Genomic DNA, 24,856 nt, shown 5'->3' with positions numbered 1-24,856 from the left:
TTGCTGGGTGTGGTGCCAATGTAATGGGTGTATAAATATGCTGAAGTACTTTTTTAAAGGGGACTAAACAATGTCGGATCAGGATCGTGATGTATTAGCGCGCCGCAATGCAATCAAGCTTGGCGTTGCTTCGCTTTCATTGGCGGGTGTTGCAGCAGGTGCTCAAGCGCATAAAGGGGCGGATGCAATATCAACCCCATTCTCTGTAACTCAAACATTTATACCGATTGCGGGCGGTAATTCAGAATTTCCGGTGCGTCGCATTTACTGTATTGGTAGAAATTATGCGGCGCATGCTCGTGAGATGGGGTCAGATCCAACGCGTGAACCGCCATTCTTTTTTCAAAAGCCTACAGATGCTATTCAGTTTGTAGCGCCAAATAAGATCGTTGATCATCCCTATCCATCGCTAACCAAAAATTATCACTATGAAGTTGAGTTAGTGGCAGCGCTGAACAAGGGCGGCAAAAATATCCCTGTTGAAAAGGCGCTTGAATATGTATACGGTTATGCCTTAGGTCTTGATATGACACGTCGAGATTTGCAGCGCTTCATGGGTGACCAGAAGAAGCCTTGGGAAATTGGTAAATCATTTGATTACTCTGCACCCATTGGCCCAATTTTTCCGGTGAATCTAGTGGGGCATTTCACTAAGGGAACAATTTCACTTTCGGTTAATGGTGTAACAAAACAAAAAGCCAATTTAGATCAAATGATTTGGTCCGTTGCTGAGCAGATTGCGAAGCTTTCGGAGGCAAACGAATTATTCCCTGGGGACATTATTTACTCGGGTACGCCTGAGAATGTCGGTCCGGTTGTGCGTGGAGACATTGTTCGTTGCACTATTGATAATTTGCCGGATTTGGTGATAAAGATCGTTTGATTTGCTGAAATATGGAGTCTGAAGGGGTTTCATTGAGCATTTTGGTCAAATAAGCTAAAATCTCACCTTCGGCGAATTAGCTCAGCTGGTTAGAGCGACGGAATCATAAAGCGCAAGGTTCTGAGGTTTCTGACCCTTTCCCCAATAAAATCAAGCACTTAGAAACCCAAGGTTTTCACCGTAGCACACACCGTGTGACACACCACCCGCAAAGTACCGAAGAATAAGGCTTTACTGGACAAAAGCGTTCTACTGCATGGCTTGGAGTGGAGGGTAGTGGCGAAAAATGTCGTTTAAAACGACTATAGCAATTACCCTGCTTTAAAAATGAACCCATACAATATTCAAATGACTGTAGCTATTTCAAAACCCCTCAAAAATAAGAATGCCATTGAGTCTGCAGCGTTTGCCATCGTGTGTAGGGAAACCTTTAGCGCAGTAGCTTTGGCATCTGCGCAGAAGGTTTTTGAAGGTTTTGCAGAAGAGTTGCCTGGATTAGAACCAATTCACGCAAAAGTCTTCAGCATTAATCAAGCATCGGGAGTTAATGCAGATCCAACTCAGTATGCAATTGGAGTGAGCAGATTCCACTCTCATGCCGATGGAACACATAGTTGGCGAGTAAATATACAGGCCAATGTAATTGTTGTTACTTGCTTTGATTATTCAGAGTGGGAAGAGGTGTGGCCACGAGCCAAGAAATATCTAGCAGCAATCTGTGGAATATCTGAGGCGCCAAATGAAATAATTGAAATTGGTTTTCAGGTAATTGATAAATTTGTTTATGAATCAGAGGTAAAAGAAGATTCTTATTCAATTCATGAGGTATTTAAGAAGGACTGTAAGTATCTAACTGCAAAGTCTTCCAGCTCTGGCTTGTTATGGCACGTATATCAAGGGTGGTTTCAGGCCACAGAAGATTTTCCCAGCTCAGAAGCCAAAACACTTCATCAGCTGAATTTATCCAGCGCAGATGAGACTCTTGTAGATAGTCAAAGACTGGCTACAATCATCGACCATAGGGCATCTATAAGGTTTATGCCAGAGACGATGTCCTTGCAGAAGCTAATGCGTAATGTTGATCAAGGCTCCGGCCTTGTAATGGATAGTGCATTTAACCAGCTTCGCAATCAAAATAAAGAAATCATTAGCGAATTGCTAACTAGTGAAAAATTAAAAAGTATAGGAATTGGCTAGTAGATGACTATTCAAGGAAGCCAGTGGGTAAATTCCAAAGGGGGAATGCCAGAAACTGCTAAGTGGTTGGCAGGCTCTGCTGTTGCTGCCGCTCTGATAAACCCCACCTTAATGTCAACAGTGGAAAAGAATTGGGATGCGGTCGACCCCATTTCTCAAACAGAAGTTCTTTGGCGAGAGGCTACTTCATTTCCTAAGCCATCATTGGACGTATCAGGATTTCCAGCTGTAAGAAATTTTTTAAATTGCTATAAGCAGATTTCTCCAGGATCTGTACAGCAGATCTACGATGTACTGTTAGGCGTATTTCCAGAGGCTTCAATTTCCTTTGAGAGTTTTAAAGAAGTCGGTGCTTTGACTGCGTTAAGGTTTGTTGTGGACCTGAAAGGTGTCAATTATCAAAATCTCTACGACAGGGAGTTGGCTCTATTTGGAAAAATAGAAAGCCTTCCCGCTGGGCATTTAGTATTGCGCAATAGCATTATTGATATCAACTAATGTCATTTGGCCCAGAAGATTATTACTCTTTAGCCTTAGCGCTTCACCAACAGGCAAGTAGTGATAGCCTTGAATCGAAGTGGCGAACCGTAGTCTCCAGATCTTATTACAGTGCCTTTTTAGCTGCCAGGGAGGCTTCGCCTGTGATGACAACCTCTTCAAATGTTCACCAAGAGGTAATTGACTATTACGCTTCCAGGAATGGTCAGTCTGTAATTGCAAATTGGTTGAAAAGTCTTCGAAGAATGAGAAACCAGGCTGATTACAACCTTAATAAGCCCTGCACTGAGGAAGCCTCTGAGAAGTCTCTTAGGGATTCATCATTTGTTTTAAAAAGCCTGGGAATAATTCCATAAATCTATAGGATTGGCCACTCGGAGCGGTAATAGATCGCACTAATAATTATTTTAATTAAATCAACTGGTTGAGACAGCATTTGATTTGTGTGCAATGAAATGTCGTTTAAAACGACATTTAGAGCGGATAAGCGTCATATTCCGTTGAAATAATTTATGGGCATCAATCCAGTCACCAAAATAGTGCACTAATTTGACGTCTAAACTCTCTTATTGCGCTTTGGATAGCCAACGAACAAATTTCTCACTGATAACTTAGAATTCTCCGATGTTTAAGAAATTAACCCTCTATTTCATAATTCCTTTAGCCGCCCTTGGGCTTGTTTCCTGCGGTAAGGGTGATCAAAATATTCCTCCGCGACTTGTTAAGATTTTTGTTGTCGGCCAGTCTAATGATGCAAAAGAATCAGGAACTAGCAAATCCAAGGGTGAATTAAGTTTTGATGCAAGTGGAAAAGTAATTGAAGTTCTTGCTAAGCAAGGCTCAAGAGTGGTTGCAGGCCAATCTTTGGCTCGTATCATACCTTCAAGTATGGCAATGTCAGAATCTTCCTCGCTCACTAGTTATCGTGCTGCGCGAGCAGAGCTTCAATCGGCAGAGCTCGACTACAAAAGTTATACCGACCTAAGAAATAAGAATTTCATTTCGGCATCAGAATACGAGAGACGTATTTCGGCGGTTGAAGGGGCTCGTGCAAAATATGAGCAAACTCTAGATCAATTAGGATTTGTTTCACTCAGGGCAAAGGTGTCCGGACGGTTGACTGAATTTAATGTTGTCCTTAATCAATTAGTTAGTTCTGGGGAGATAGTTGGGCTGATTAAGTCTGACGATGTGTCCGTTATTAATCTCTCGCCTATCCAAAAGCCTGCGACTATCAGAATACCGACAACTGCTATTAGAAGTGATGGTAGCTCGGTCTACAAGGTTAAATTAGATTCTGGTTCAAACGATATTGGAGTTCTCGAGATAAAGCAGGTGCAAATCCAAAATGCGAATGAGACTTGGTCGCAAGTTAGTAATGGTCTTGAACAAGGTGATCTCATTATTGCCACTGGATGGCATGTTTTAACTGCTGGTCAAAAGGTTCGTATTGCTCTCATTGATAAAGCAAATCAATGAGCGAAGGAAAATTTAATTTATCTCGTTGGGCTCTGAATAATGCCTCACTGACCCGCTATCTAATGGTGGTTCTAATGGTATTCGGGATTGCCGCATACTTTCAATTAGGCCAAGACGAGGATCCACCTTTTACATTCAGAGTAATGGTAGTCAAGGTATTTTGGCCTGGCGCCACAGCTACCCAAATGGCCGATCAAGTAGCCGATAAGGTAGAAAAAATACTACAAGAAGTGCCATATGCAGACAAAATTAAAAGTTTTTCACATCCAGGTGAAACAACTATTCTGTTCCAGGTAAAAGATTCTTCACCTCCGTCAGAGGTTGGCAATATTTTTTACACAGTTCGTAAGAAAGTTAATGACTTTAAGTCCGAGTTGCCGATTGGTATACAGGGTCCTTATTTTAATGATGACTTTGGTGATACTTATGGCGTGATTTATGCATTGTCGGCTAAAGGTTTTAGTCCGGCGGAAATAAGAGACTTCACTGTTTTGGTACGACAGCGTCTTTTGCGTGTGAAAAATGTTGGCAAAGTGAATGTTTACGGTTTACAGGATGAGCAGGTCTATGTCGAGTTATCGCGCAATCGCATGGCTCAGTATGGCTTAACACCAGCAACAGTGGCAAATCAATTAAACGCCCAAAATACGATTGAGTCTGCTGGCTCTGTTGAGTCAGCCAATTTTTCTATTCCCATCCAAGTTGGAGGGCCCTTTGAGAGTGTGGCTGATTTGAAGGCTATGCCATTACGCTCGTCTACTGGCGCTTCCGTTCGGCTTGGCGAAATTGCCGAGGTAAAACGTCGACCAATAGATCCAGCTGTTAGCAAGGTCAGATACCAGGGGGAAGAATTAGTTGCGCTGGGAATCTCAATGGCTAAAGGGGGCGATATTGTCCAGTTGGGTAAGAGTCTAAAAGAAGCTGCGTCGGAAATTGAAAGCGAACTTCCTGCAGGCGTAAATTTATCGCTAATACAAGATCAGCCAAAGGTTGTTGCCGAATCAATTAATGAGTTTGTCAGGACTTTAATTGAGGCGCTTGTGATTGTTTTGGCGGTAAGTATGCTTTCACTTGGACTTCATAAAAATCCATGGCGCATTGATCCGTGGCCAGGATTGGTTGTTGCCATCAGCATTCCCTTGGTAATGGCGGTGACTTTCCTCATTATGAAGATGTCAGGTGTGGGATTGCATAAGATTTCATTAGGCTCCTTGATCATTGCTCTTGGTTTATTAGTAGACGATGCGATCATCGTTGTTGAAATGATGGTTCGAAAACTTGAGGAAGGTGTAGATCGTGCTAAAGCGGTAACTGCCGCATATGAATTTACTGCAATGCCAATGCTGACCGGCACATTGATTACGGCAGTTGGTTTTCTGCCGATTGGTATTGCGAAATCAGTCGTTGGCGAATATACCTTTGCAATCTTTGCAGTTACTGCAGCTGCATTGATCATATCTTGGTTTGTTTCCGTTTTATTTGTTCCCTATTTGGGTTACCTGATGCTCAGAAAGCCTTCTTATCAACAAGAAGGCGCACACGAGCAATTTGATACCCCCTTCTATAAAAAGTTTAAAGAAATAGTTGCATGGTGCATTGATAATAAAAAGAAAACGATTGTCGCAACTATCGGAACTTTTTTTCTTGGCATAGCAGGAATGAGCTTAGTTCAACAGCAATTTTTCCCAGATTCTTCGCGTCCAGAAATATTAGTTGATATTTTTATGGCGGAGGGTGCAAGCTTTCAGGCAACGGAGGAGGTTGCCAAGAAGGTGGAATCCCGTCTTTTGCAAGAAAAAGGCATTCAATCCGTTACTTTGTGGGTAGGCAATGGAGCCCCACGTTTTTTCTTACCCTTGGATATTATCTTTCCAAGACAAAATGTTGCTCAAGCGATCATCATTGCTGATCCAAAGGAGCGTGATCTGTTATTTAAAAAGTTGCCATCTATGTTGGCTGAAGTTGCTCCTGAAGCTCGATTGAGAACAAAGCTACTACCTAATGGACCGCCAGTATCTTATCCAGTTCAGTTTCGCATTATTGGTCCTGATTCCAAGCGTCTTGCAAGTGTTGCCCAATCTTTTATGGACCTTATGCGCCAGTCACCTCTTGTTTTTGGGGTTAATGACAACTGGAACGAACGTCAGCCAATTGCCAGAATTGATGTAGATGCGGCAAAAGCTAGAGAACTCGGAGTGCCATCACAGGCAATTGCACAGACTTTATCAAGTCATTTTGGCGGAGTAACTATTGGACAATATCGCGAGACTGATCGATTGCTACCCATTATCTTGCGCTTGCCACGTAACGAAAGAGATCAAGTAAGTGACTTGAAAGATACGATCCTGGTGACTGCAAGTGGAACTCCGGTGCCTTTGGGCAGGATTGCTGATGTGAGTATTGCATGGGAACCTGCCACTATTTGGCGAGAAAATAAAGAATATGCGCTAACCATACAGGCAGATGTTAATCCAGGTGTTCAGGGACCAACTGCTACAGCAGCATTAATGAAGCAATTTGAGCCACTGATCAAATCATTACCACCAGGTTATCGATTAGAGATCGGTGGCTCAGTAGAGGAGAGCAGTAAGGGTCAGGGCTCAATCATGGCTGGCATGCCATTGATGTTATTAATTACTTTCACCTTACTCATGATTCAACTTAAAAGCGTGTCTCGCGCATTCTTAGTATTTCTTACTGGTCCACTCGGTATTGCTGGTGTAGCCATGTCCCTTTTAATTTTGAATCGCCCCTTTGGTTTTGTAGCATTGCTTGGGTTTATTGCGCTCTTGGGTATGATCATGCGTAACTCGGTAATCTTGATAGATCAAATTGAGAAAGGTCGATCTTCTGGTGTGCCGGCAAGAGAAGCTATTATCTCTGCTTGCGTGACTCGATATCGACCAATTATCTTAACGGCAGCTGCTGCAATATTGGCGATGATTCCTCTCTCTCGAAGTGTATTTTGGGGTCCTATGGCAGTCGCAATTATGGGGGGGTTAATTGTGGCTACAGGACTTACCCTTCTTGCATTGCCGGCTATGTATGCCGCATGGTTCAAGATTGATAAAAATACCCCTTAAGACTAATTTGTTGAATACCAGGAGTCAGCTTGAATGAGTTTGAGAGTTCGATATGAATATGCTCGCATTGATAGTAGGTCTTGTAATCGCTGTGATAGTTATTCTGAGATTTAAATCAAGAAGGCTTGAAAATACCAAAGGGGCATATCCAACCCTGCAATTGCTCTTTTTTGTTTAGTGTGCTTGTAGCTTGGATTTGAGGTGTTATCTGCTTATTACCAACATTTGATTGCCACCAACTTGAAATTCATAGTCAACATCTAAAATTTTTGCTCGGCATCCAATCCCAATAAAGTGCTTCATAACATCCTCAACATGCGGAGACTTCTTGCTGTCAAGTGTAAGCAACGGAAATATCCGTATTTCATTAGCCACTCTTAATGCCTCGCTAATTGACTGAATATGAAAATCTTTATCCAAGTGAAGGCTATATAAAAACAAAAAATGGGATACAAGTGCTAGTTCAAAACTATTATTGGCAAACGGCAGGTTTATAGCATCGCCAAAAATATATCTTTCTTTTTTGTTATCTGCTTCATAGTCCGCTAAAAAATCACTCATTGCGTTCATACGCACATTTCCCAAATCTTCAAGTGATTGAATATTTTTCCATATATATTTGTCTTTATTTGCACGCATCTGCTCCATAACATCTGCATATGTGATGTCAATGCGTGATTTGATTTGCTTGCCACTAAATTGATAGATTGGGTCAACTGAAATGACATTGCCACCAAGTTTAGTTAGTGTGCTATTAAATGAAGCTGGACCATCGCCTATACCAATAATATTTTTTTTCAAATCAGTTGCAGATAATGCAAACATTGAAAGATATTCTTCATAATTTCTACCCCACGGCACTACAGAGCTTAATGTGAATCCCATATGTTTCCTTGCAATGAATTCTAAGTAATTTGCTTGTGTCTTCGTTAAAGTTATAGCTTAGTATGCTAATGTCTGTTTGTTATAGACATAGTAATATAGCTACCCATTGCGTCCAATGCGTAGCCAATTAGCTTAAACACAACTTCAGTCAATGTTCAGTGCGTTGTATGGTATTTGTTATTTTCAAAATCCCAACATTCTGAGTTTCCAATTTGCGTTTCTTTAGTGCCGCAATGTAGTAAGTGTGATTGAGTGTTAGCAGTGGTCTTAATTGGGAGAAAGACCAAGATTCAGGCGAAATAAGATTGAACATCTTCTGGTCCTGGTCGATTCCGCCCCGGGCCACCAAGAATCCATAAACCACCTTCGGGTGGTTTTTTTGCTCTCGGATAGCAATTAGATCGCACTAATAATTTCTCCAGCCAATCCAAAAGGCTGGAGAAATATTTGTTTAGTGTGCAACGAAGTGTCGTTTAAAACGACGTAAAGTGATACAGCATCACTGGATATTCGGCGGTATCGTCACCCCAGTCATGAAAAATTCTTTCTATGAAGTCTGCCATGATGCACTCAAGAATCATTACATTAGTCAAATGATCTGATCCGCAGTTGCATTTATGCAGAGCTCGGACATAATTATTTGAGTAGATTTGTTCTATCGAATTTTTCGTGTCGACATGAGTCATTATAAAATTTTCAAGAGATAGTTTATAAAGTTGAGTAGCTTCATGTAGAGATTTTTCTGCTACTCCACAAAACTTCTCGTATTCATTCTCAAATTCAGGCATATTTGAGATCATTTTTTATCTCCTTAAGCAAATTTAGAAATAACTTCGCCTGTGTAATTAGGCAAAATTTGTACTTGTGCGTCACTCAAATTGATTGAGCAAAACCCTTTTTTAAATTCCATGTCAAACCATGCCAGCTTTGCTTTAGCACAAAGCTCCTGACCCAAAACATGAAAAGAGTTCTTGCCATTAGCAAGCTCGAGCACTCCATTAATATTTGCAGAGCGATACTTGGCGTTTGTAACGCGAATCGCATAAGCATTAGTTACTTGAGCGTGTTCTGCTGCAATGGCAGTTTTGCGTGTGTGTGGTGCTGGCATGGTTTTCTCCTTAGTTAGCAGCTTGATTAGATTTGGCTCGACGTGCTTGACGAGCCACGTTATTAATGACGTTACGTAGTGAGCCATTTGCCCCTTTGATAGTCGGAATCAACTCTTCGTCGTTTAAAACGACATCGTGAGCTGCGACAACTTTGTGAGCAATTGGCAAATAGGCTTCTGGATCAGCGGCATTCATCTCAACTAGTACGCAACGATCAAGTAGGCCTTTGTCTAGCTTGGATACGCTATTGGTGGTTAATACAAATACGCCACGTGTTGTATTGAGGGATGATTTAAGACTTTCTTGTGCCTGTTTAGTTAGAACATCCACCTCATCCAAAATGATGTAATGCTTGCCGCTTGCATTTAATGATTGCGTCGAAAGAATCTTGTCAATTGTTTGAGAAACCTGAACGCCATTTAAGCCTTGACGACAGCCGATGTATGACTCAGGCAATGCCTGTACATGCCCAGTTGTGCCTTTTTCAATTGCATTGGGAAGCATATTGGCAAGCGTGGTTTTACCTGTGCCATAAATGCCGTACAACAATACGCCGCTCTTGCCTGCATATGGCAAAGGTTGTGCCCCAGTCACAACATCCTTAATGCGCAGGCGTGATTCTTCATTGCTGTAAATGAAGTCATCGGGAGTTTTAGGGCTAATTTCATCTTGATTAAACATGTCTTTTCCTCAGTAATGGTTGGTGGCAACCTGTAGCAGTTGCCACCAGGTTCGTTAAGCCGCTACAGGCTGTCCATCCGCATCGTTAGCGGCCTCAATTTCTTTTTTTGCTTGAGCTTCGATTTCCTCAGCTTTTGCATACGCGGCTACATAAGCTGCGCTCATAACGCCTGAGGAGCGAAGAACCGTATAAACGCCGAATGTGCCATCTGGACGTTGATTACCTAGCATTACGCAGTCATCACCCATATGCTCGGCATCGGCCACATGAGATAAAAGATCTGATTTTGCAAAGCCAATAAAGAAACCGCGTGAGTTAAGACGTTCTTTCATGATTTGAGCCTTTTCGGCTGGCGAAATGAAAGTCTTGCTTTGACTCAAGCGGATCTCTTGAATGCCGCCTTGTTCTTCAATCCACTCAGGCAAAGCCATTACACCAATGTGCTGTTTTTTGGCTTCACGTAGCACTAGTGAATAGCTGCTAACACGACGACGGTTTTCCATGCCAAAGACAGCGCGAAGAACGCGAGTCTCAATAGGCGTTTCTTTGTTGTAGCGCCAGCCACGCTCTTTATAGAATTTCTCTAAAGATGCTGAACGTTGTTTTGCATCTGCTGGCAAGAGATCGCCACAAAACGCTTTAGCTTGTTGTAAAACTTCATACAGCTCATCATTGCTTTTACGCAAAGTTCCCTGCTCCCAGTGAATACGAGCCGCCTCCATTGCCTTTAGGGCTGCAACTGAGTAATGCAAAACAGTTGACTGTTTTTGCTCTGCCGCATTCCCAAATGCTTTGTCATCATTAGATGCTGATGATGAGATTTTTACTTCTACTGCTTCGTTTGCTAGAATTTCCATGTTGTTACCTTTCGTTGTCGCGATACTGGTTAAAAAGTTTGTAAAGTGGATGTATCGCTTGACGATAGTTTCGATTTTTTAGGAGGGGTAAGTCCACGAAGTTGACTTCAGAATTTGCCCGTAAAAGCTTTTTCTTAAGGAATGCATGGACGAGTTACATTTCTACAAAGGCTTTCCAGTAGAGGACGATATCTACGGCTTCACTCTTGAAGTGGCCGCCTCTAAAGCTAAGTACTCTATATATGAGTCATGGTTTGATGTGCTTAAGGCATCACCTTGGTACGCTGAAGCGCAGAAGACTAAAGTGTTTAAGAATCAGGCTATTGCCGACACCTACAAGCTATTTGGCGATCTAAGTAATGTGGCTTTTGAGAAGTGGTGGAAGAAGACTGGTTACAAGATTTTTAAAGAGAGAGTGCCCTTTACGAAAATTAAACCTTTGGATTTAACTTACAAAGTGCAGTCGCCAAAGAAAAAAGATGAGCCACCTACGTTATTGCTCGAGGTTCCTCTCCATTTGGATATAAAAATCTTAAGGCGTCAGTTTGAGCAAGTGATAAGGCTGCAAGAGGAGTATCAAGAAAAGAAAAAGTTTGACATTTACAGGCATACCACTGCTAATGCAAAGATTTTTCAATTGGGGCAAAAGTTTGGCTACGATGTGATTAAAAAAGATCTCGAGATTTATTTTGACTATCAAGTTGAATCAGTCAAAGAAGGATTTATTACTTATCAGTTTGCCCAGAAGCATGCGTTGTCTGATAGCAATGGTATTGTGACTAATAGGGTGACAGACGCTGATAGAGGTCGGTTAATTGAGGCTCTTAAGTACAGCCTGGAAAATACTAGAAAGTTGATCGCTAATGCTACTGTTGGTAGATTCCCGGACACTAGCGACTACCTGCCGACGGCAAGAGAGCTGTTAGACTAATTCCACGGCCGCTTTCATCTGATCTGGACTGGAGTACAGGTATCCAGCTGTCGTGCTGATGTTGCGGTGTCCCGCCAAGGATTTCAATATATGTATCGCTGTGCCTTTGTTCGCTAGGGATGTTAGAAATGACCTCCTTCCTGAATGTGAGCTACAACCTTCGAGTCCAGCACGTCTATATAGAAAGTGAAAGTACTGCGTAAGTGTATTGGCTGAAAACCCTGCTCGTTTTTGGGTATAAAACAACGGCTTATTGGTATCGGTAATATGTACTCGCTGTATGTACTGAGCAATCTCTTTTTGCATACGGGCATTGATATAGACAGTTCTGGCATATTTGCGCTTAGTTTGTTCTGGCTTTAAACGGATTTCATCTTTAATAGATCCGCTGTCGTTTAAAACGTCGCAAATGCGTAATGCTGCAACTTCCCCAACACGCATTCCCGCGTAATGGGTTAAAAGCAGGGCGCATCGATTACGGGCTGAATGCTTGCGTGTAGCGATGTGATCTAGCACTCTGCGTAGTTCTGTTGTGTTTAATGTTTTTGCTTGTGACATATGTAGCTCCCAAAATGTAATAAATAAGCAACTACAGTATGTTTTCTTATGTTTGGTTTGAGCAACCGAAAATGGCAAAACAAAGATCTCTTCGATTTCAATGACTTAGCTCTAAATGTAATAGTTTCGTGTTTCTATTACATTTCGTGGCTTAAATGCCACGGCTAAATCCTTCGTATAAGCACATATATTTAGCCCTCTGCTACCCATGTATGCGAATGAGCTAGATCGCCGCTTAAACGAATGATTTGATACCCGAATGGGTCCTGTGCCCTTTAAAAATAGAGCTACCAAAAATTTATAAGGAGTACTTATCAAATGCCCCTGGTGATTTTGCGTCTATACCCCATATTCCTAGGACACATATAAGGACGAACTGCATTCGTCCTGTGTTTCGCTCTCGCTCACACCTTTTTGTCTTTTGCTGATTGGGCAATAGATTCTTTTGTCATACGACGGCTATAGCACTAAGAAAGTACTATCGCCGCCGCAACGTGTAGATTGGTACTAAGTATTCCCCCGCCAACACGACTCTAAAAAGATTTATTGAAGACAGATGTATTAAAACTTCAAACCTATTTCTAGGAATCTTGCGGCCTACTTGCATTGCATAACCTTTAGAGCGGTTATGCCAAGTGCGGGCTCATTAGCCGACGTATTACAACCCGCGTTTGTACCTGTTTATGAAGGTTGGTTGTACCTGAGTTACTGAATTTTTAGCCTTGCTTGCTGTTCTTGTTTGTGCGCCTGTCTTTTGATTTTTGTTGCGAGATTAAGAATTGGATAAGCCAATGTAGGTTTGAGTTGGTTGCATTTCTTTTTATTGATGACTTTGCTGTTGAATTTATTAAGCGCCTTGATTTGTTCTTTGTTTAAGAAGCCTGAGTAATGTTTTAGAAGTTCTACGGCAACAATGCGAGCTTGGGTTAATTCAAGTGGCATTGTTGAAAAGGTCTGGGGATTGAGCCCGTGCTCTTTTAGTAGGTTGTCAGTTATCTTTGAGTCGTATTTTTGGCGACAGTTAATTTGAAACTGTGCGTCCGTTAGCCTTTTCTTTTTGTAGTTCATAAAGTTATTTAGCAAAACCTAATAAAAGAAGAGTGGATCTGGCTTAAATCCTTTGGTTCTGGCAGATATTGGCAAAAAGAGGTTGTCCAACCAAAAACTCTGACCATAAATTAAGTGTGCCCATTAACTACAAAGGAGAAATGAAATGAGCACATTAAACAGTTTGAAAATGGTGAGTTCCAAAAAGCCAACGTCTATTCCCCCAATCTTGCAGCGTCGCAATAAGCTCTCTACAAAAGTATGGGAGCAGATCCAGCTCGCTAAAGCCAATAAAGAAGGCGGCACTTTTACTGTGAAGAAATTTAAAACAGTCAAAGACTATGATGGCTCACGTAAAACAATTGAACATGAAAAGCGGGTGCGTCAGTGGTGGTTTGTAGCAAATGATGGCAAGGTTTGCTTGAATGTGAAATATGGAAGTCGCGTAATTGAATTTGCAAAAGGCAAGACGGCTGTAGAAGTAGCTAGTGCCGATGATCTCATCAAAGCCTTGGAGATTATTAAGGGCGCTGTTGAGGCAGGTGAGCTAGATACGCAAATTGAGCAAGCTAGCGGCGCTGTCCGTGCAGGGTTTGGCAAGTGAACAACCAAGTGCTAATGCTACTCATAGTGTTAGCACTTTTTCTATGGATTGATTAAATGAAAACCTATGTAGCTTACGTACGCATACAGCCACAAGGCTGGGTAGTACAAACACAAATACTTGCCAATAGCAGTCAGGACGCTTATTTCTTATTGCAAGGGCAGTATGGTGCAAACAATATCGTGCATTTGCCAACTGAGGTTTAGTAATGGATCGTCTAAATCCTAGACGATCCGCTAAATATAAGGAAAGGAGAAAGCCATGAGAATGTACGAAATTGCCAATGCAGAAGATCAATTGGGGTTGCTGCGAGTCATAATGAATAACACTTGGAGTGCCATTAGCCAACAAGCCAGTGCACAGGCAAAACAAAAGGTGGCACAAGCAAGTAAGCCAAAAGCCAAAGCGCCTAAAGCCCCAAAGATACCTAAACCTAAAGTAGCGCAGTTGTCTCAACGAACAATGCCTGCCCCTGTAGCTCAGCAGACTAAGCCGGTACGACAAGTAGTTGCCAAGCCAGTTGCTCAAGCTAAAATGATTGCGCCTTCACAACCTAAGTCACCTGCTACAACAGCGCCGACAATCACTACTAAATCACCACAAGACTTAAAAATGTTTCGCGATTACTTAAGAGGTGAAACACCCAAACCGCTCTAATGATTCAAAATCGCGGTTTGATCTGGCGATTGTGTTGTTTTATTGGTTGACAGATTTTTGGATTGACAGGTAATGCATAAATTAATATCTCGTCTTAAGCCTTGACATCCATTTGATAGCTATTCGTTTTGGACTTCTGTTGAGTTTTTGATGTTTTCGGAATCCTGAATCAACGTTTAAAACTCTGATTAATTTAATTAGTACGGAGCATCCTTGATTTCTGGGGATCACTTTGTAAGTTATGCGTGAATGACTAAATGGGCTACAAGTTTTGTACTCAGCCGTATATTGCAGTTTGCCAATGCTTAGTATTGTTTCATGGCGATCAATGGCATCTTGTAGGCTTTTCTCATATCTAGGCTGGGCTGGTAACTTAGAGTCAACCGAGGTAGTTTTGAGTTTTTTAGCTTTCATTGCGCTAACCCCAATGCCAGTCGTTTTAAACGACATATATTCATCCCGCCAATTTCTCCGCAGCTAATGTGGCAGTGAGCTTGCTGTAAAAGCGTTCTAGCATTTGTACAGACGTGCCCATTTGCTTTGCTAGCGTATGAATGTCCATATTCCACTCCACTAAGCTAAACGTAGCATAGGTATGCCTAAAGCTGTACAAGGTACGCTTGGATCCGTTTGTAGCAAGTAGTAAACCTGAGTCTTTCATTAACCATTTAAAGCTACTGACAAAATCATAGGGACGCTCGCCATTTGGATGTCTCCACAAATACTCTTCCCGTTTTTCTTCAATCAACTGATCTAGGCTTAAGTGATCCCATTCGGTAAAGCGTTGCTTTAATCGCTCAATCACGGGAACTGCTTCATGCCGAGCAATGAGCCAGCGTGGACCTGTTTTGCCACTGACCCATATTCTTAAGTACCTAACGGTCTTATCTGTATGCCATTCCAAGTGCTTCCATTGAATGTTCTTTGCTTCAGTGCCATGGCGCATTCCTGTTGCCATGAGTATTTCTATGTAATCCCTCAGTAGCAGTCTGCCGTTTTGCGCTTCCTCTGTTTTGCCGCCTTCGCTCCAGGTTTTCATAAAGATAAAGAGGTGATCAATTTCTTTTCTAGTAAATGCAGGTCTTGGGGTGCTTTTTTCGCCTTTAGTGCCTAGTCTTGGCACTGGATGTTTATCACTAAGCCAGCCTCGTTTAATTGCTGAATCAAATACGCGGTTGTACGCGGAGAAGTGCGTCATCATCGTTGAGCGCATGAGTTTGCGCTTCATCTTCTCTGCTCGCCACAGCTCATACTCGGCAATATCTTGGTGATTGATATTGGTTAGGAACTTTTTGCCAAAGAATGGAATGAGGTAGTTATCCAGAACGGCGATGTAATCCACATAGATCTTTTTACCCACGCCATTGTCTAAATCGCTTTGCAGTTCTACTTTGGTTGCTTCTGCGGCTGAATCAAATCGTTTGTTTAAGGGTGGTAATCCCAGCTCTTCCATAAAGCGGGCTCTATCGTAAATATCCCCAGCTTTCTTCTTGGCGTATTCCAGATCCTCGTAGCCAGTACTAACTCTGTGCCACTGCTTGTCATAAAGCCTAAAGCGCATTTGCCATTGCTTACTGCGTTCACGCTTATATAGGGTAATGTTGCCATCCCTCATATGTACTAGCCTGCCAGTAGCTAGATTTTCTAGATATTTGAGTTGGGGTGATTTTTCAGGGCTAGAGGTGCTTTGAAAGAAAAGGGCAAGCACTTCTGTTTCTTTGGGCATGTTTCTCTAGCTGAAAAACATAGCTTAATTTCGGCGTGTAGGGTTGGGCAACCTGAAAATGTCGTTTTAAACGGCTTAAAGCAGGTATTGAGGTTTGGATGTAAGGATGGATATAATTTCAGTGCGACTAGTGCGCTTGTTCCAAAGCAAGTCCTTCCTTAGGGAGGCTAGTCGTTCCAAATCCTAAGGCCAGTGTTGAATGAAAAATTCAGAACTGGCCTTAATCTTTTGCCAACATGCCTCAACCTCTTTCTCGTGCCAACTCTTTGCGGGGGCTGATGCGTGTTCATATCTGCCAGCCATATAAACAATTAAGTCAGCAACTTGAAGGAATCTGCTGTGATGCGACTGTGTGAAATACACTGTATCTAAAAGTCTTCCCAATGGGCGACCATAGTACATGGGGGTCTTGCCTTGATTTTTATATTCAGAAAAGTCCACTACCGCATTAGTAACTTCATCTGCTTCATAGTCTCCAAAGACAAGCCCAATGTCCTTGACTTTATCTAAATAGGCGCAAAATCTCTCTAGCATGAGCATTAGTCCGAGCCTATAGGGTGGCATCGCATAGTAGTATTTTGCTTTATGGTCTACGACGTTAATACAAACCAATCGAATTGGAATTTTATTTGTAATTAAAAAATTGGTTATGTCTTTAAATACCTGGATGCGTTCATCTAATTTTCTTCCTTTAGCATTCCCTTTTCCATGAAAAATATCTTTTCCATGGATTTCATTTTGCTGGGTCATTGTTCTGGAGCCAAAGAAATTAAAGGCAATTTGTGAAAGCGTACTTTCAAATTCAATAGCCTTTGAATCGGGTATTAATAAACCCCCAAGGAAGAAGTAAGGGTTTCCTACGTAGTGTTTATTTTCATCAAAATAACAAAGATGCATATAAAGCCTAGATTTCGAGTGATAAGGTTATCTTCTCAGGTTTGAGAAATTACGGCAATCTTTGCTTACTTTAAAATTAACCTCACAAGTTCAACCTATAATTTTTTTGGATTACTTGAATCTTTTGATGAGTAATAGATCTAACATAGAGTTTGTGGGCAAAGTGAAGGCCGAAAAGCTAACCTCGCTTGCTGAGGACATCAAAATAGATCAAGCTGAAATCATTGCCGACCGTGAGCATTGGGCAAAGTACGGCACAAATAAACGTAATGGCGCTAGCAAACGTGAAATCAAGGAGGAGCTGACCCGTGAACGATTCCCTTGGGAAGAGTAAGCCTACGCTAGAGTCCTTACTTAAGGATCAACAATTGATTACAGGTAGGAAATTGATTGAGCAGCAAAAGGCGACTGCAGCAGAATCAAAACGCCAAAAAGCAATATTGGACGAGGCTATAGAGTTTGAGCGCAGAAATCGAAAGATAAGATAGTGCTAATAGTTGTTTAGTGCATTTGTAAGCTCATCTTTAACTCGCTTGCGTAGACTTATTGGTGCTAATACTTCAATGCCAGACCCATATTTCAATATATCCATTACTAGTTCTGGGTCTTGGTTGTAATCAAATTCCAGAAGGTAATTACCATCTTTATCAAATGATCCAATTTGTTGTCCGTGCCATGTTTCTGCACTTACCCATCTTGCTTTTTCAGGGCTGAACTTTAACTTAGCTCTTTGACTGGCTTTGCCTGAGAAGATTCCATAACTCTCAGCAAAGTGCTCATGCAATTCTTTTTCTGAAATCTCATCGGATTTAGTGTTGGTAATAATTGCCTTGCTTATCCCATCAAGCGCAAAACTTCTTAGATCTTTTCGTAAATGACAGTAGGCATCTAAATACCAGTTATCTCTATAGAAGATCAGGCGCTGGGGCGATATTTCTCGTTCAGTAGTCTTATTTGTTCCACGTGCGTAATAAGTCATTTGAATTCGTTTGCGTTTGAGTAAGGCGCTCCCAATTTCTTCAAAATTCTCAATCGAACCTTTGCGAGCAGACATGCCAAATACTTTTAGTCTTTTGCGTAGTTCTTTGGCGGGTGTATTACTTTGTCCTAGGATCCCATCAATGATTGAGGTAAGTGGAGCAATATGCGGTTCAATCAATCCTCCTTTGTCTAGCCCTGATAAAAGGTGTTGCATGAGTACAAGTGCAGTGGCCTCTTTTTCAGAGAACCATAAACCAGGTAGCTCGATCTTTTCACCAACGACTTGTCCATCAAAACAATAGCCACCTTTAAATCTGTCATAAACAATGGAGGCATTCATTCTGCTTCGAAGATATTCCAAATCTCTTTTGAATGTGGCTTTAGATATTTCTAGCTCATTTAGAAAATCATTCAGTGGCACACACTGACGCGCCTGAATCATGTATTTGATTTTGTGTAATCTCTCTACGTCACCCATGATGGTTCTCTATTAGCTTTGATAGATCAATGTTACTGCACTGGCTCATATCATGAGCCTATCAAGAAAAGAGCTTTCTAAAATACAGCCTTCGCCAATTAACAGGCTCAGAAGCAAGTTGGGACTCTGCCATTAAGAAATCAGGCCTTTGTGCCTGTAGAGCATATTTTCTTGCTGCTTTTGAGGATGGAAGCCCAATAAGAACGGCGGCATCAATTGTTGCTTTAACAATAAATGGTTCAAATTGGGGTTTAGTTAGTGATATCTGCATTGGAACCACAATGCTAAGAATAACTGCGCTGGCAAACATGGATCAACGCTTCGATGGTGTGTAGCCAATTCGATTGCCTGAATTATCAAAGTAGTTGGTTACGCCACTAGGCGCCTTAACTTCATAACCAATCCTATTGCCTGAGTTGTCATAAACACCATTCTTAGAGCTTATGTTGTATTGGCTATTGTCCAAGTTGTATGGACTATTTCTCATGTTGTAAGGCGAGTTCTCCATGTTGTATTGGCTGTTTTGCATGTTGTACGGCGAATTATCTAAATTGGTGACTTGAGCAAAGCTCTTTTGAGCGTAAAGTGCGGCCTGAGCAAGTAGGAACAATAAAACTAGATATTTCATGTGATTCTCCTTTGGTTGATGCTTAGGAGAAGGTTAAATAGGTACAGGCTCAATAAGTGAGCCACCTGATCAATAATGTCGTTTTAAACGACATTATTTGAAGTTACTTAGAATCTGTAGATAAATTTTTAATTTTTGAATTGGCTGGGTGATTTAAATGGCAAACATAGTTCATTACGTTAAGTATCCGAATAGGCGAATCTACGACAAGAATGCGAGCTGTTATGTCCCATTTTCTAGCATTCGTAAAAAAATCATTGAAGGTAATGAGATTGTTATTTTGGATAACACCACAAAAGAGGATGTAACAAGAGAGGTGCTAATAAGCATCATTCTTGAAGAGGGTATTGCAGGCAATGAAATATTCTCAGTTGAACTGATGAAGATGATCATTAAGTTGTACGACAACCCCTTAAAAGATTTCTATGTAAACGGCTTGAATCAATCCCAGTCATTCTTAACTTCTTTGTTATCAAATTTTTCGAACAAAGAAAAAAGTGAAAAATAAATATTGAGGCTGCTTTTTGCAGATTAATAAAATATACTCAAGCAATGAAAAAAATTATCTTAGGTGAGTTGTTCTCTGGCCCTGGCGGCATCGCAATTGGCGCTGAAATGGCAAACGAAGCAATGGCAGATTCGACCGACATGAGGTTTGAGCATGGCTGGGCTGTTGATTACCACGATGAGACTGTTGCTACATATAGGCGGAATGTAAAAGGAGCAACAGAGACATCGGCTGTTGTTGCTGATGTTAGGGATATAACTGCTGATGATCTAGCCAAGATATCAAAGAAAATTGATGGATTTGCTTATGGATTCCCTTGTAATGATTTTTCATTGGTAGGGGAGCATAAGGGAATTGATGGAACGTTTGGGCCGCTGTATAGCTATGGCATTCCTATCCTGAATAAATTTAACCCCAAGTTTTTTATAGCCGAGAACGTAGGTGGCATTCGTAGCGCAAACGAAGGAAAGACATTTCTAAAGATTCTTGAAGATCTTTCGGGGGCTGGAAAAGGCTATGTTATTACTCCGCACTTATATAAGTTTGAAGAGTATGGTGTTCCTCAGGCTAGGCATAGAGTCATTATGGTTGGCATAAGAAAAGATTTGAAATTAACTTTCAATCCTCCAGTGCCAACGCATTTAAAAAAGCAAAAGACTTGTAAAGAGGCGATTGAAAAGCCGCCAATCAAGGCTAATGCAGCAAACCATGAGTTAACCAAGCAACACCCAAGAGTAGTTGCTCGCTTAAAGCATATAAAGCCTGGTGAAAATGCTTGGACAGCTAAGTTGCCAGCAGATTTAAAGCTCAATGTGACTGGCGCTCAAATTAGTCAGATCTACAAAAGACTGGACCCTACAAAGCCAGCTTACACAATTACGGGCTCAGGTGGTGGTGGAACCCATGTGTATCACTGGGCAGAACATCGCGCATTAACAAATAGGGAGCGAGCAAGACTTCAAACATTCCCTGATGAATTTGTATTCGAAGGTAATAAAGAGGCTATTCGTCGACAAATCGGAATGGCTGTGCCACCTGCTGGAGCTAAGGTTATTTTTGAAGCAATTATGAAAACGTTAGAGGGCGTGGATTACCCTTCAGTGAAATCAAACTTAGAAATACTTCCTTAAAAGCTCAAGTAATAATAGTTTTTGCGTCCTGGTAATGCTCTAAATTCTAAGTAGTCATTCCCGTACATATCTAGTGTGTCTTCGGTGATTAGCTCACCATAGCGCAATAGTCCCGCATCAATTAGCTTGTCTTTTATAAATCGCCCTAATTCAATTCTGTTTTGACTCATAAAGTCTGAGCCATCCAATAGAGTGTTGTTAGAGGTTGGACTAGCCGTCTTTCTCTTGAACAAGGCTGGCATTATGTTGCCGCTTGCGTCCACTGTGTTGATGATAAAGGGATCTTTTTGAGGGGGGACGATGCCCGTTAAACCTTGCATCTCACTCTTAGTAACACCAATCTCAACTTCGTACCAAGGTCGAAGAATATAAATTCCCTTTAAGTTCTTTCGCCCAACTCCAGCGAAAAGATTCATGTGAGATCTAGGCTGAGGTTTAATTTTTAATTTAAATGTAACAGGTAGAGAGCTGACATTTGGGGGTAATCCAATATTCTGCTTGACCGATTTCTTCTTTAATTCTTTTCTTCTGCTTGGAAAGATTAGTTGATCTATGGATTTGGCATTATTCTTTTTTAGTCTTAAAAAGTATTCGTTGAGTAAGTTAACTTCATGCTCAGAATTAATTTTGATATTAGATTCGAGCCAGTTCCCAAAGCCGGTATCAGAAAAGTTGGATGAGCCAACGCTTGCCCACTTATCTAAATCTGTTTCAAAGATATAAAACTTTCCGTGATATCTATCTTTTTGACAGAAAAATACTCCGGAATCGTTTTTGTATGTGAGTGCTAGATCATGGAACTCTCTTAAGAGTTTTTCTAGTGCCGGCGAAATTCCTTCCCAGTAGCCTAGGCCAAAAACTAAAGTAACCTGCCCACCATCCTGGAGAATTTTTTTAAAAGGCTCTAATGCCTCTTGGAATGCGCCAAGTCCAACATATCCGCTAGCGATTTTTACTGCCTTACAGTCTTTAAGGCTATTCAAGACAAAATGTCGTGCCTCAAAGATTTCGCTTTCATTGGTGATGAGATGATCATTTGCGCGGTATGTATGCATCACAATTTTTTGCCGAAGCTATTTTTTGGGTAGTGATGAATATTAACCTTTTATAACTTTTAGTAGATTTTGAGGGTTTGGCGCTAAAAATAAGTCGTTTAAAACGACAAATTCTGTACATAAGGTGTGTACCGTTTTTAAACCGTAAAAAACACCATTTTTCAAGGGAAGAAGAATCTAGGCGGCTCGAAATAGCTCTCTAGGCTAAATTACGCTAAAATCTCACCTTCGGCGAATTAGCTCAGCTGGTTAGAGCGACGGAATCATAAAGCACAGCGTCCAGGTTGTCCGACCCTAAATCCCAATAAAATCAAGCACTTAGAAAACCAAGGTTTTCACCGTAGCACACACCGTGTGACACACCACCTTGAAAGTACCGAAGAATAAGACTTTGCTGGCAAAAACTCATATGCCATATGGCATGGAGTGGAGGGTAGCGGCTGGAAGTTGTCGTTTAAAACGACGCCACAAATTCCACTTCCATTGCTTCTATCTAAATCAATTTCCTGGCTATAAACTGAGTCAATTGAATAAAGTCGATAAGAAGGCCATATGACGTTCCCAGGAGAGCGATTAGTTATCAAGTTATGGGACAGCCTCATCGACAGGGGTATTGGCTCTCTATTGAAGCCCTGGCAGATCAGAAGAGAGGGTCAGGCGATGATTGAGGTCAGAAAAGCAGAGATGCTTCAAATGGCACAAGTTGAGTTGGATGCCCTTGCCATCAAAAGAGGTGAAAAGGCTTTGTTGCCTAGCGGCGAAATAGTTGATATTGATAGTAAACCTGGAAATCAGTTAACTATTGGGTTTATTAGTGGCCAGTCAATCCAGGGAATAAAAGCCGAAGAAATTAGAAAAGAGGTCAGCGTTAATAAAGCAATTCACTATGCTGAGGAAGAATTGTTGCGAGACACCCAGTCACCATCAGATAAGTCAATTGATGGCGACTGGTTGCTGAGATGGAGGGATGGCGCATCATCAGTTTCTTCTGAAGAGTTAATTAGTCTCTGGGGCAAGGTATTGGCAGGTGAATCCAAGGGTCCAGGGACCTATTCGTTAAGAACCTTAGATTTTTTAAAGCACCTTAGTAAAGATGAGGCCGCTTTAATTGAATCAATAATGCCATTTGCATTTGAGGGTTTTATTTATAGAGGCGACGAAGCAATACTGAATGCCAACAACATCACATTTGATAAGTTGCTTAACTTACAAGAATTAGGGTTGCTCTCTGGCGTTGATACATTTGGCATGGAAAAGAATTGGAGAAGTAGTTCAGGAGATGCATTTACGCTAGCAATTGTTTCAAACGAGAAATTAATATTAGCCACAAATCCAGACCCTCAAAGAGTATTGAAAATCCATCCAGTTTGTCTGCTGACGGCTATAGGCCTTCAACTCTATAACTTAATAAAAATACCTCCTAATATTGGCATGGTGAATGTGATAGCTGAAAAAATTAAATCACAAGGATTTGATGCTCAGGTTGGAGATGTTGTGGAGATTTCAGGTAGCAAGCTCACATATAAAAACTTAAAGCCCGTTTAAGTTTCCTCTCTCGGAGCGGTAATAGATCGCGCTAATAATTTCACCAAGTGATTCAATGGTTTAGCAAGGGCGCTAATGAGTGTGCGATGGATTGTCGTTTTAAACGACAGTCTAGAAGTAGAGTTAGACATCCTCGGCCCCAGGCCACCTAGAATCAATAAAACCACCTTCGGGTGGTTTTTTCATTTGGGCTCAGTTACATTGTTGATATGAAAGCCCTCAAGAAAAGAATTCTCAGCGCCTGTTGTGGTGCTCATATTCTTCATGATGGATATACCGACCTGCTTTATGTCATGTTTCCAATTTGGCAAATGGCATTTGGTTTATCACTTGCTGATGTTGGCTCCCTAAAGACTTTGTATTCAGGAGCAATGGCTTCACTACAAGTTCCATCCAGTATGTTGTCCGAAAGGATTGGTGAAAAGCGCCTTTTGCTGTTTGGCACTTTGATTGCGGCAGTAGGATTTTTATTGTCTGGCTGGACGACCGGTTTTTTGGGTTTAGCCGCCTGCTTAGTGCTTAGCGGTATCGGTGCCAGTGTTCAACACCCCCTTTCTTCTTCATTAACTTCTCATGCTTTTGAAGGCCCTGAATTAAGGGGCGCCTTAAGCACCTATAACTTTTCTGGAGATATCGGAAAGGTCTTATTGCCATCTCTCTGTGCGGCTCTACTGGCAATTTGGGATTGGCATGCCGTAACCAGTGTGATGGGCTTATTGGGATTGATTGCTGTCATGTTGTTGGCGCTTGTATTGCCTAAAACAAAGATTGCCATTAACGCTAAGGTCCAATCAGATAAACCCTCTAGCGATAAAAGCAAAAACGCTGTGGGTAGCAACTTTCTTAATTTAGGTTTTATTTCTCTATCATCAATTGCCGTAATTGATAGTGCTACTCGGATGGGTTTTCTAACGCTATTACCTTTTCTGTTGATATCTAAAGGGGCAACGGTGACTCAGGTAGGTTTTGCCCTTAGCCTAACTTTCGCTGGTGGTGCCGCAGGCAAGTTTGTTTGTGGGTTTATTGCCGCACGATTTGGTGTAATCAAAACTACTTTGATCACTGAAATTGCTACAACCATTTTGATGGGCTTAACCTTGCCACTAAGTGTTGATGTTGTGATGTTGATGTTGCCCTTAGTTGGCGTCGCTCTAAATGGAACGTCTTCTGGGCTCTATGGAACAGTGCCTGAGTTAGTTCCGCAACATATGCGATCTAGGGCCTTTGGCGTCTTCTATACGTTAACAATTGGTGCTGGAGCTATTTCACCGCTTGTGTATGGCTTTGCTGGCGACAGGCTGGGAGTGTCTAATGCCATTGCCCTAATTGCTGTCTCGGTATTATTGACTCTACCGCTGACGCTGGGCTTGAAAAAGGCTTTTGAAGATTAGAAGTCTAAGATTAGAATGAACCATATTCAATCAAAAAAAGGGGGGTG

At 41.5% G+C, this 24,856-nt stretch carries 26 protein-coding genes; 14 read left to right on the top strand and 12 right to left on the bottom strand.

Translation table 11 applies throughout. From position 1 onward, the window contains the following. Nucleotides 1–70 precede the first annotated feature (70 nt). The 5 genes from ICW03_RS10395 (at nucleotide 71) to ICW03_RS10375 (ending at nucleotide 7,140) form a co-directional block, all read left to right on the top strand. Nucleotides 71–883 (top strand): fumarylacetoacetate hydrolase family protein, encoded by an 813-nt coding sequence (locus ICW03_RS10395; protein WP_215347943.1) that lies wholly within the window; start codon nucleotides 71–73, stop codon nucleotides 881–883. Between the two features lie 327 nt (nucleotides 884–1,210). After that, nucleotides 1,211–2,080 carry a hypothetical protein gene (locus tag ICW03_RS10390; protein WP_215347942.1) on the top strand — a complete coding sequence of 290 codons (870 nt, stop codon included), beginning with the start codon at nucleotides 1,211–1,213 and terminating at the stop codon, nucleotides 2,078–2,080. 3 nt (nucleotides 2,081–2,083) lie between these two features. Then, on the top strand, nucleotides 2,084–2,578 hold the full coding sequence (locus ICW03_RS10385; RefSeq protein WP_215347941.1) for a hypothetical protein: 495 nt from the start codon (nucleotides 2,084–2,086) through the stop codon (nucleotides 2,576–2,578). Between the two features lie 624 nt (nucleotides 2,579–3,202). After that, complete coding sequence (locus tag ICW03_RS10380; protein ID WP_215347940.1) at nucleotides 3,203–4,057, top strand: efflux RND transporter periplasmic adaptor subunit; 855 nt, start codon at nucleotides 3,203–3,205, stop codon at nucleotides 4,055–4,057. Beyond that, nucleotides 4,054–7,140, top strand: a complete 3,087-nt coding sequence (locus ICW03_RS10375) for an efflux RND transporter permease subunit (protein ID WP_215347939.1) — start codon at nucleotides 4,054–4,056, stop codon at nucleotides 7,138–7,140. Before ICW03_RS10380 ends, ICW03_RS10375 begins: the two co-directional genes overlap by 4 nt. Before the next feature lie 204 nt (nucleotides 7,141–7,344). Here ICW03_RS10375 and ICW03_RS10370 read toward each other — a convergent pair whose 3' ends face one another. From ICW03_RS10370 to ICW03_RS10355, 4 genes are all read right to left on the bottom strand, one after another. Next, on the bottom strand, nucleotides 7,345–8,025 hold the full coding sequence (locus tag ICW03_RS10370; protein WP_215347938.1) for a hypothetical protein: 681 nt from the start codon (nucleotides 8,023–8,025) through the stop codon (nucleotides 7,345–7,347). An 811-nt stretch (nucleotides 8,026–8,836) separates the two neighbouring features. Further along, nucleotides 8,837–9,133 carry a hypothetical protein gene (locus tag ICW03_RS10365; RefSeq protein WP_215347937.1) on the bottom strand — a complete coding sequence of 99 codons (297 nt, stop codon included), beginning with the start codon at nucleotides 9,131–9,133 and terminating at the stop codon, nucleotides 8,837–8,839. Between the two features lie 10 nt (nucleotides 9,134–9,143). Continuing rightward, on the bottom strand, nucleotides 9,144–9,815 hold the full coding sequence (locus tag ICW03_RS10360; RefSeq protein WP_215347936.1) for an AAA family ATPase: 672 nt from the start codon (nucleotides 9,813–9,815) through the stop codon (nucleotides 9,144–9,146). Nucleotides 9,816–9,869: 54 nt separating this feature from the next. Further along, a complete protein-coding gene (locus tag ICW03_RS10355) occupies nucleotides 9,870–10,673 on the bottom strand; it encodes a hypothetical protein (RefSeq protein WP_215347935.1) in 804 nt (267 codons plus the stop codon). A gap of 145 nt (nucleotides 10,674–10,818) precedes the next feature. Here ICW03_RS10355 and ICW03_RS10350 point away from each other — a divergent pair, with 145 nt between their 5' ends. Continuing rightward, nucleotides 10,819–11,604 (top strand): hypothetical protein, encoded by a 786-nt coding sequence (locus ICW03_RS10350; protein ID WP_215347934.1) that lies wholly within the window; start codon nucleotides 10,819–10,821, stop codon nucleotides 11,602–11,604. On the opposite strand, the gene ICW03_RS10345 is transcribed toward ICW03_RS10350, so the two are convergent. Beyond that, entirely contained in the window at nucleotides 11,596–12,162 is a 567-nt protein-coding gene (locus ICW03_RS10345; protein ID WP_215347933.1) for a site-specific integrase, read from the bottom strand. The genes ICW03_RS10350 and ICW03_RS10345 overlap by 9 nt on opposite strands. Before the next feature lie 705 nt (nucleotides 12,163–12,867). Beyond that, nucleotides 12,868–13,230, bottom strand: a complete 363-nt coding sequence (locus ICW03_RS10340) for a hypothetical protein (RefSeq protein ID WP_215347932.1) — start codon at nucleotides 13,228–13,230, stop codon at nucleotides 12,868–12,870. A 145-nt stretch (nucleotides 13,231–13,375) separates the two neighbouring features. Here ICW03_RS10340 and ICW03_RS10335 point away from each other — a divergent pair, with 145 nt between their 5' ends. Genes ICW03_RS10335 through ICW03_RS10325 form a run of 3 tightly spaced genes read left to right on the top strand, consistent with a single transcriptional unit; the run spans nucleotide 13,376 to nucleotide 14,470 of the window. Continuing rightward, nucleotides 13,376–13,813, top strand: coding sequence for a DUF6641 family protein (locus ICW03_RS10335; RefSeq protein WP_215347931.1), 438 nt, complete (start codon nucleotides 13,376–13,378; stop codon nucleotides 13,811–13,813). Nucleotides 13,814–13,869: 56 nt separating this feature from the next. After that, on the top strand, nucleotides 13,870–14,019 hold the full coding sequence (locus ICW03_RS10330; RefSeq protein ID WP_215347929.1) for a hypothetical protein: 150 nt from the start codon (nucleotides 13,870–13,872) through the stop codon (nucleotides 14,017–14,019). Between the two features lie 55 nt (nucleotides 14,020–14,074). Continuing rightward, nucleotides 14,075–14,470 carry a hypothetical protein gene (locus ICW03_RS10325; RefSeq protein ID WP_215347927.1) on the top strand — a complete coding sequence of 132 codons (396 nt, stop codon included), beginning with the start codon at nucleotides 14,075–14,077 and terminating at the stop codon, nucleotides 14,468–14,470. A gap of 454 nt (nucleotides 14,471–14,924) precedes the next feature. Here ICW03_RS10325 and ICW03_RS10320 read toward each other — a convergent pair whose 3' ends face one another. Together ICW03_RS10320 and ICW03_RS10315 are read right to left on the bottom strand one after the other, a co-directional pair. Next, entirely contained in the window at nucleotides 14,925–16,196 is a 1,272-nt protein-coding gene (locus tag ICW03_RS10320; protein WP_215347925.1) for an integrase, read from the bottom strand. 183 nt (nucleotides 16,197–16,379) lie between these two features. Beyond that, a complete protein-coding gene (locus tag ICW03_RS10315; RefSeq protein WP_215347923.1) occupies nucleotides 16,380–17,093 on the bottom strand; it encodes a DUF3800 domain-containing protein in 714 nt (237 codons plus the stop codon). A gap of 127 nt (nucleotides 17,094–17,220) precedes the next feature. On the opposite strand from ICW03_RS10315, the gene ICW03_RS10310 reads away from it, so the two are divergent. Then, entirely contained in the window at nucleotides 17,221–17,427 is a 207-nt protein-coding gene (locus tag ICW03_RS10310; RefSeq protein ID WP_215347921.1) for a hypothetical protein, read from the top strand. Between the two features lie 156 nt (nucleotides 17,428–17,583). Here ICW03_RS10310 and ICW03_RS10305 read toward each other — a convergent pair whose 3' ends face one another. The 3 genes from ICW03_RS10305 to ICW03_RS10295 all read right to left on the bottom strand — a co-directional run bounded on the left by ICW03_RS10305 (nucleotide 17,584) and on the right by ICW03_RS10295 (nucleotide 19,180). Then, entirely contained in the window at nucleotides 17,584–18,552 is a 969-nt protein-coding gene (locus tag ICW03_RS10305) for a YafY family protein (protein ID WP_215347920.1), read from the bottom strand. A gap of 61 nt (nucleotides 18,553–18,613) precedes the next feature. Continuing rightward, nucleotides 18,614–18,862: a hypothetical protein gene (locus ICW03_RS10300; protein WP_215347918.1), complete on the bottom strand. Its 249-nt coding sequence runs from the start codon at nucleotides 18,860–18,862 to the stop codon at nucleotides 18,614–18,616. 3 nt (nucleotides 18,863–18,865) lie between these two features. Beyond that, the gene (locus ICW03_RS10295; RefSeq protein ID WP_215347916.1) at nucleotides 18,866–19,180 is read right to left on the bottom strand and encodes a hypothetical protein; all 315 of its coding nucleotides are present in this window, start codon (nucleotides 19,178–19,180) and stop codon (nucleotides 18,866–18,868) included. Nucleotides 19,181–19,337: 157 nt separating this feature from the next. On the opposite strand from ICW03_RS10295, the gene ICW03_RS10290 reads away from it, so the two are divergent. Together ICW03_RS10290 and ICW03_RS10285 are read left to right on the top strand one after the other, a co-directional pair. Then, a complete protein-coding gene (locus tag ICW03_RS10290) occupies nucleotides 19,338–19,688 on the top strand; it encodes a polyhydroxyalkanoate synthesis regulator DNA-binding domain-containing protein (protein ID WP_215347914.1) in 351 nt (116 codons plus the stop codon). A 44-nt stretch (nucleotides 19,689–19,732) separates the two neighbouring features. Further along, nucleotides 19,733–20,818 carry a DNA cytosine methyltransferase gene (locus ICW03_RS10285; protein ID WP_215347912.1) on the top strand — a complete coding sequence of 362 codons (1,086 nt, stop codon included), beginning with the start codon at nucleotides 19,733–19,735 and terminating at the stop codon, nucleotides 20,816–20,818. Here ICW03_RS10285 and ICW03_RS10280 read toward each other — a convergent pair. Further along, entirely contained in the window at nucleotides 20,815–21,801 is a 987-nt protein-coding gene (locus tag ICW03_RS10280; protein WP_215347910.1) for a restriction endonuclease PLD domain-containing protein, read from the bottom strand. The two genes, ICW03_RS10285 and ICW03_RS10280, sit on opposite strands and share 4 nt — an antisense overlap. Before the next feature lie 780 nt (nucleotides 21,802–22,581). Here ICW03_RS10280 and ICW03_RS10275 point away from each other — a divergent pair. Then, a complete protein-coding gene (locus ICW03_RS10275; RefSeq protein ID WP_215347908.1) occupies nucleotides 22,582–23,418 on the top strand; it encodes a DUF2806 domain-containing protein in 837 nt (278 codons plus the stop codon). A 209-nt stretch (nucleotides 23,419–23,627) separates the two neighbouring features. Further along, nucleotides 23,628–24,809: an MFS transporter gene (locus tag ICW03_RS10270; RefSeq protein ID WP_215347907.1), complete on the top strand. Its 1,182-nt coding sequence runs from the start codon at nucleotides 23,628–23,630 to the stop codon at nucleotides 24,807–24,809. Nucleotides 24,810–24,856 lie beyond the last annotated feature (47 nt).

It is taken from the genome of Polynucleobacter sp. MWH-Aus1W21 (assembly GCF_018687275.1).
Lineage (GTDB): Bacteria > Pseudomonadota > Gammaproteobacteria > Burkholderiales > Burkholderiaceae > Polynucleobacter.
This window is presented reverse-complemented; position numbering and strand designations above follow the sequence as displayed.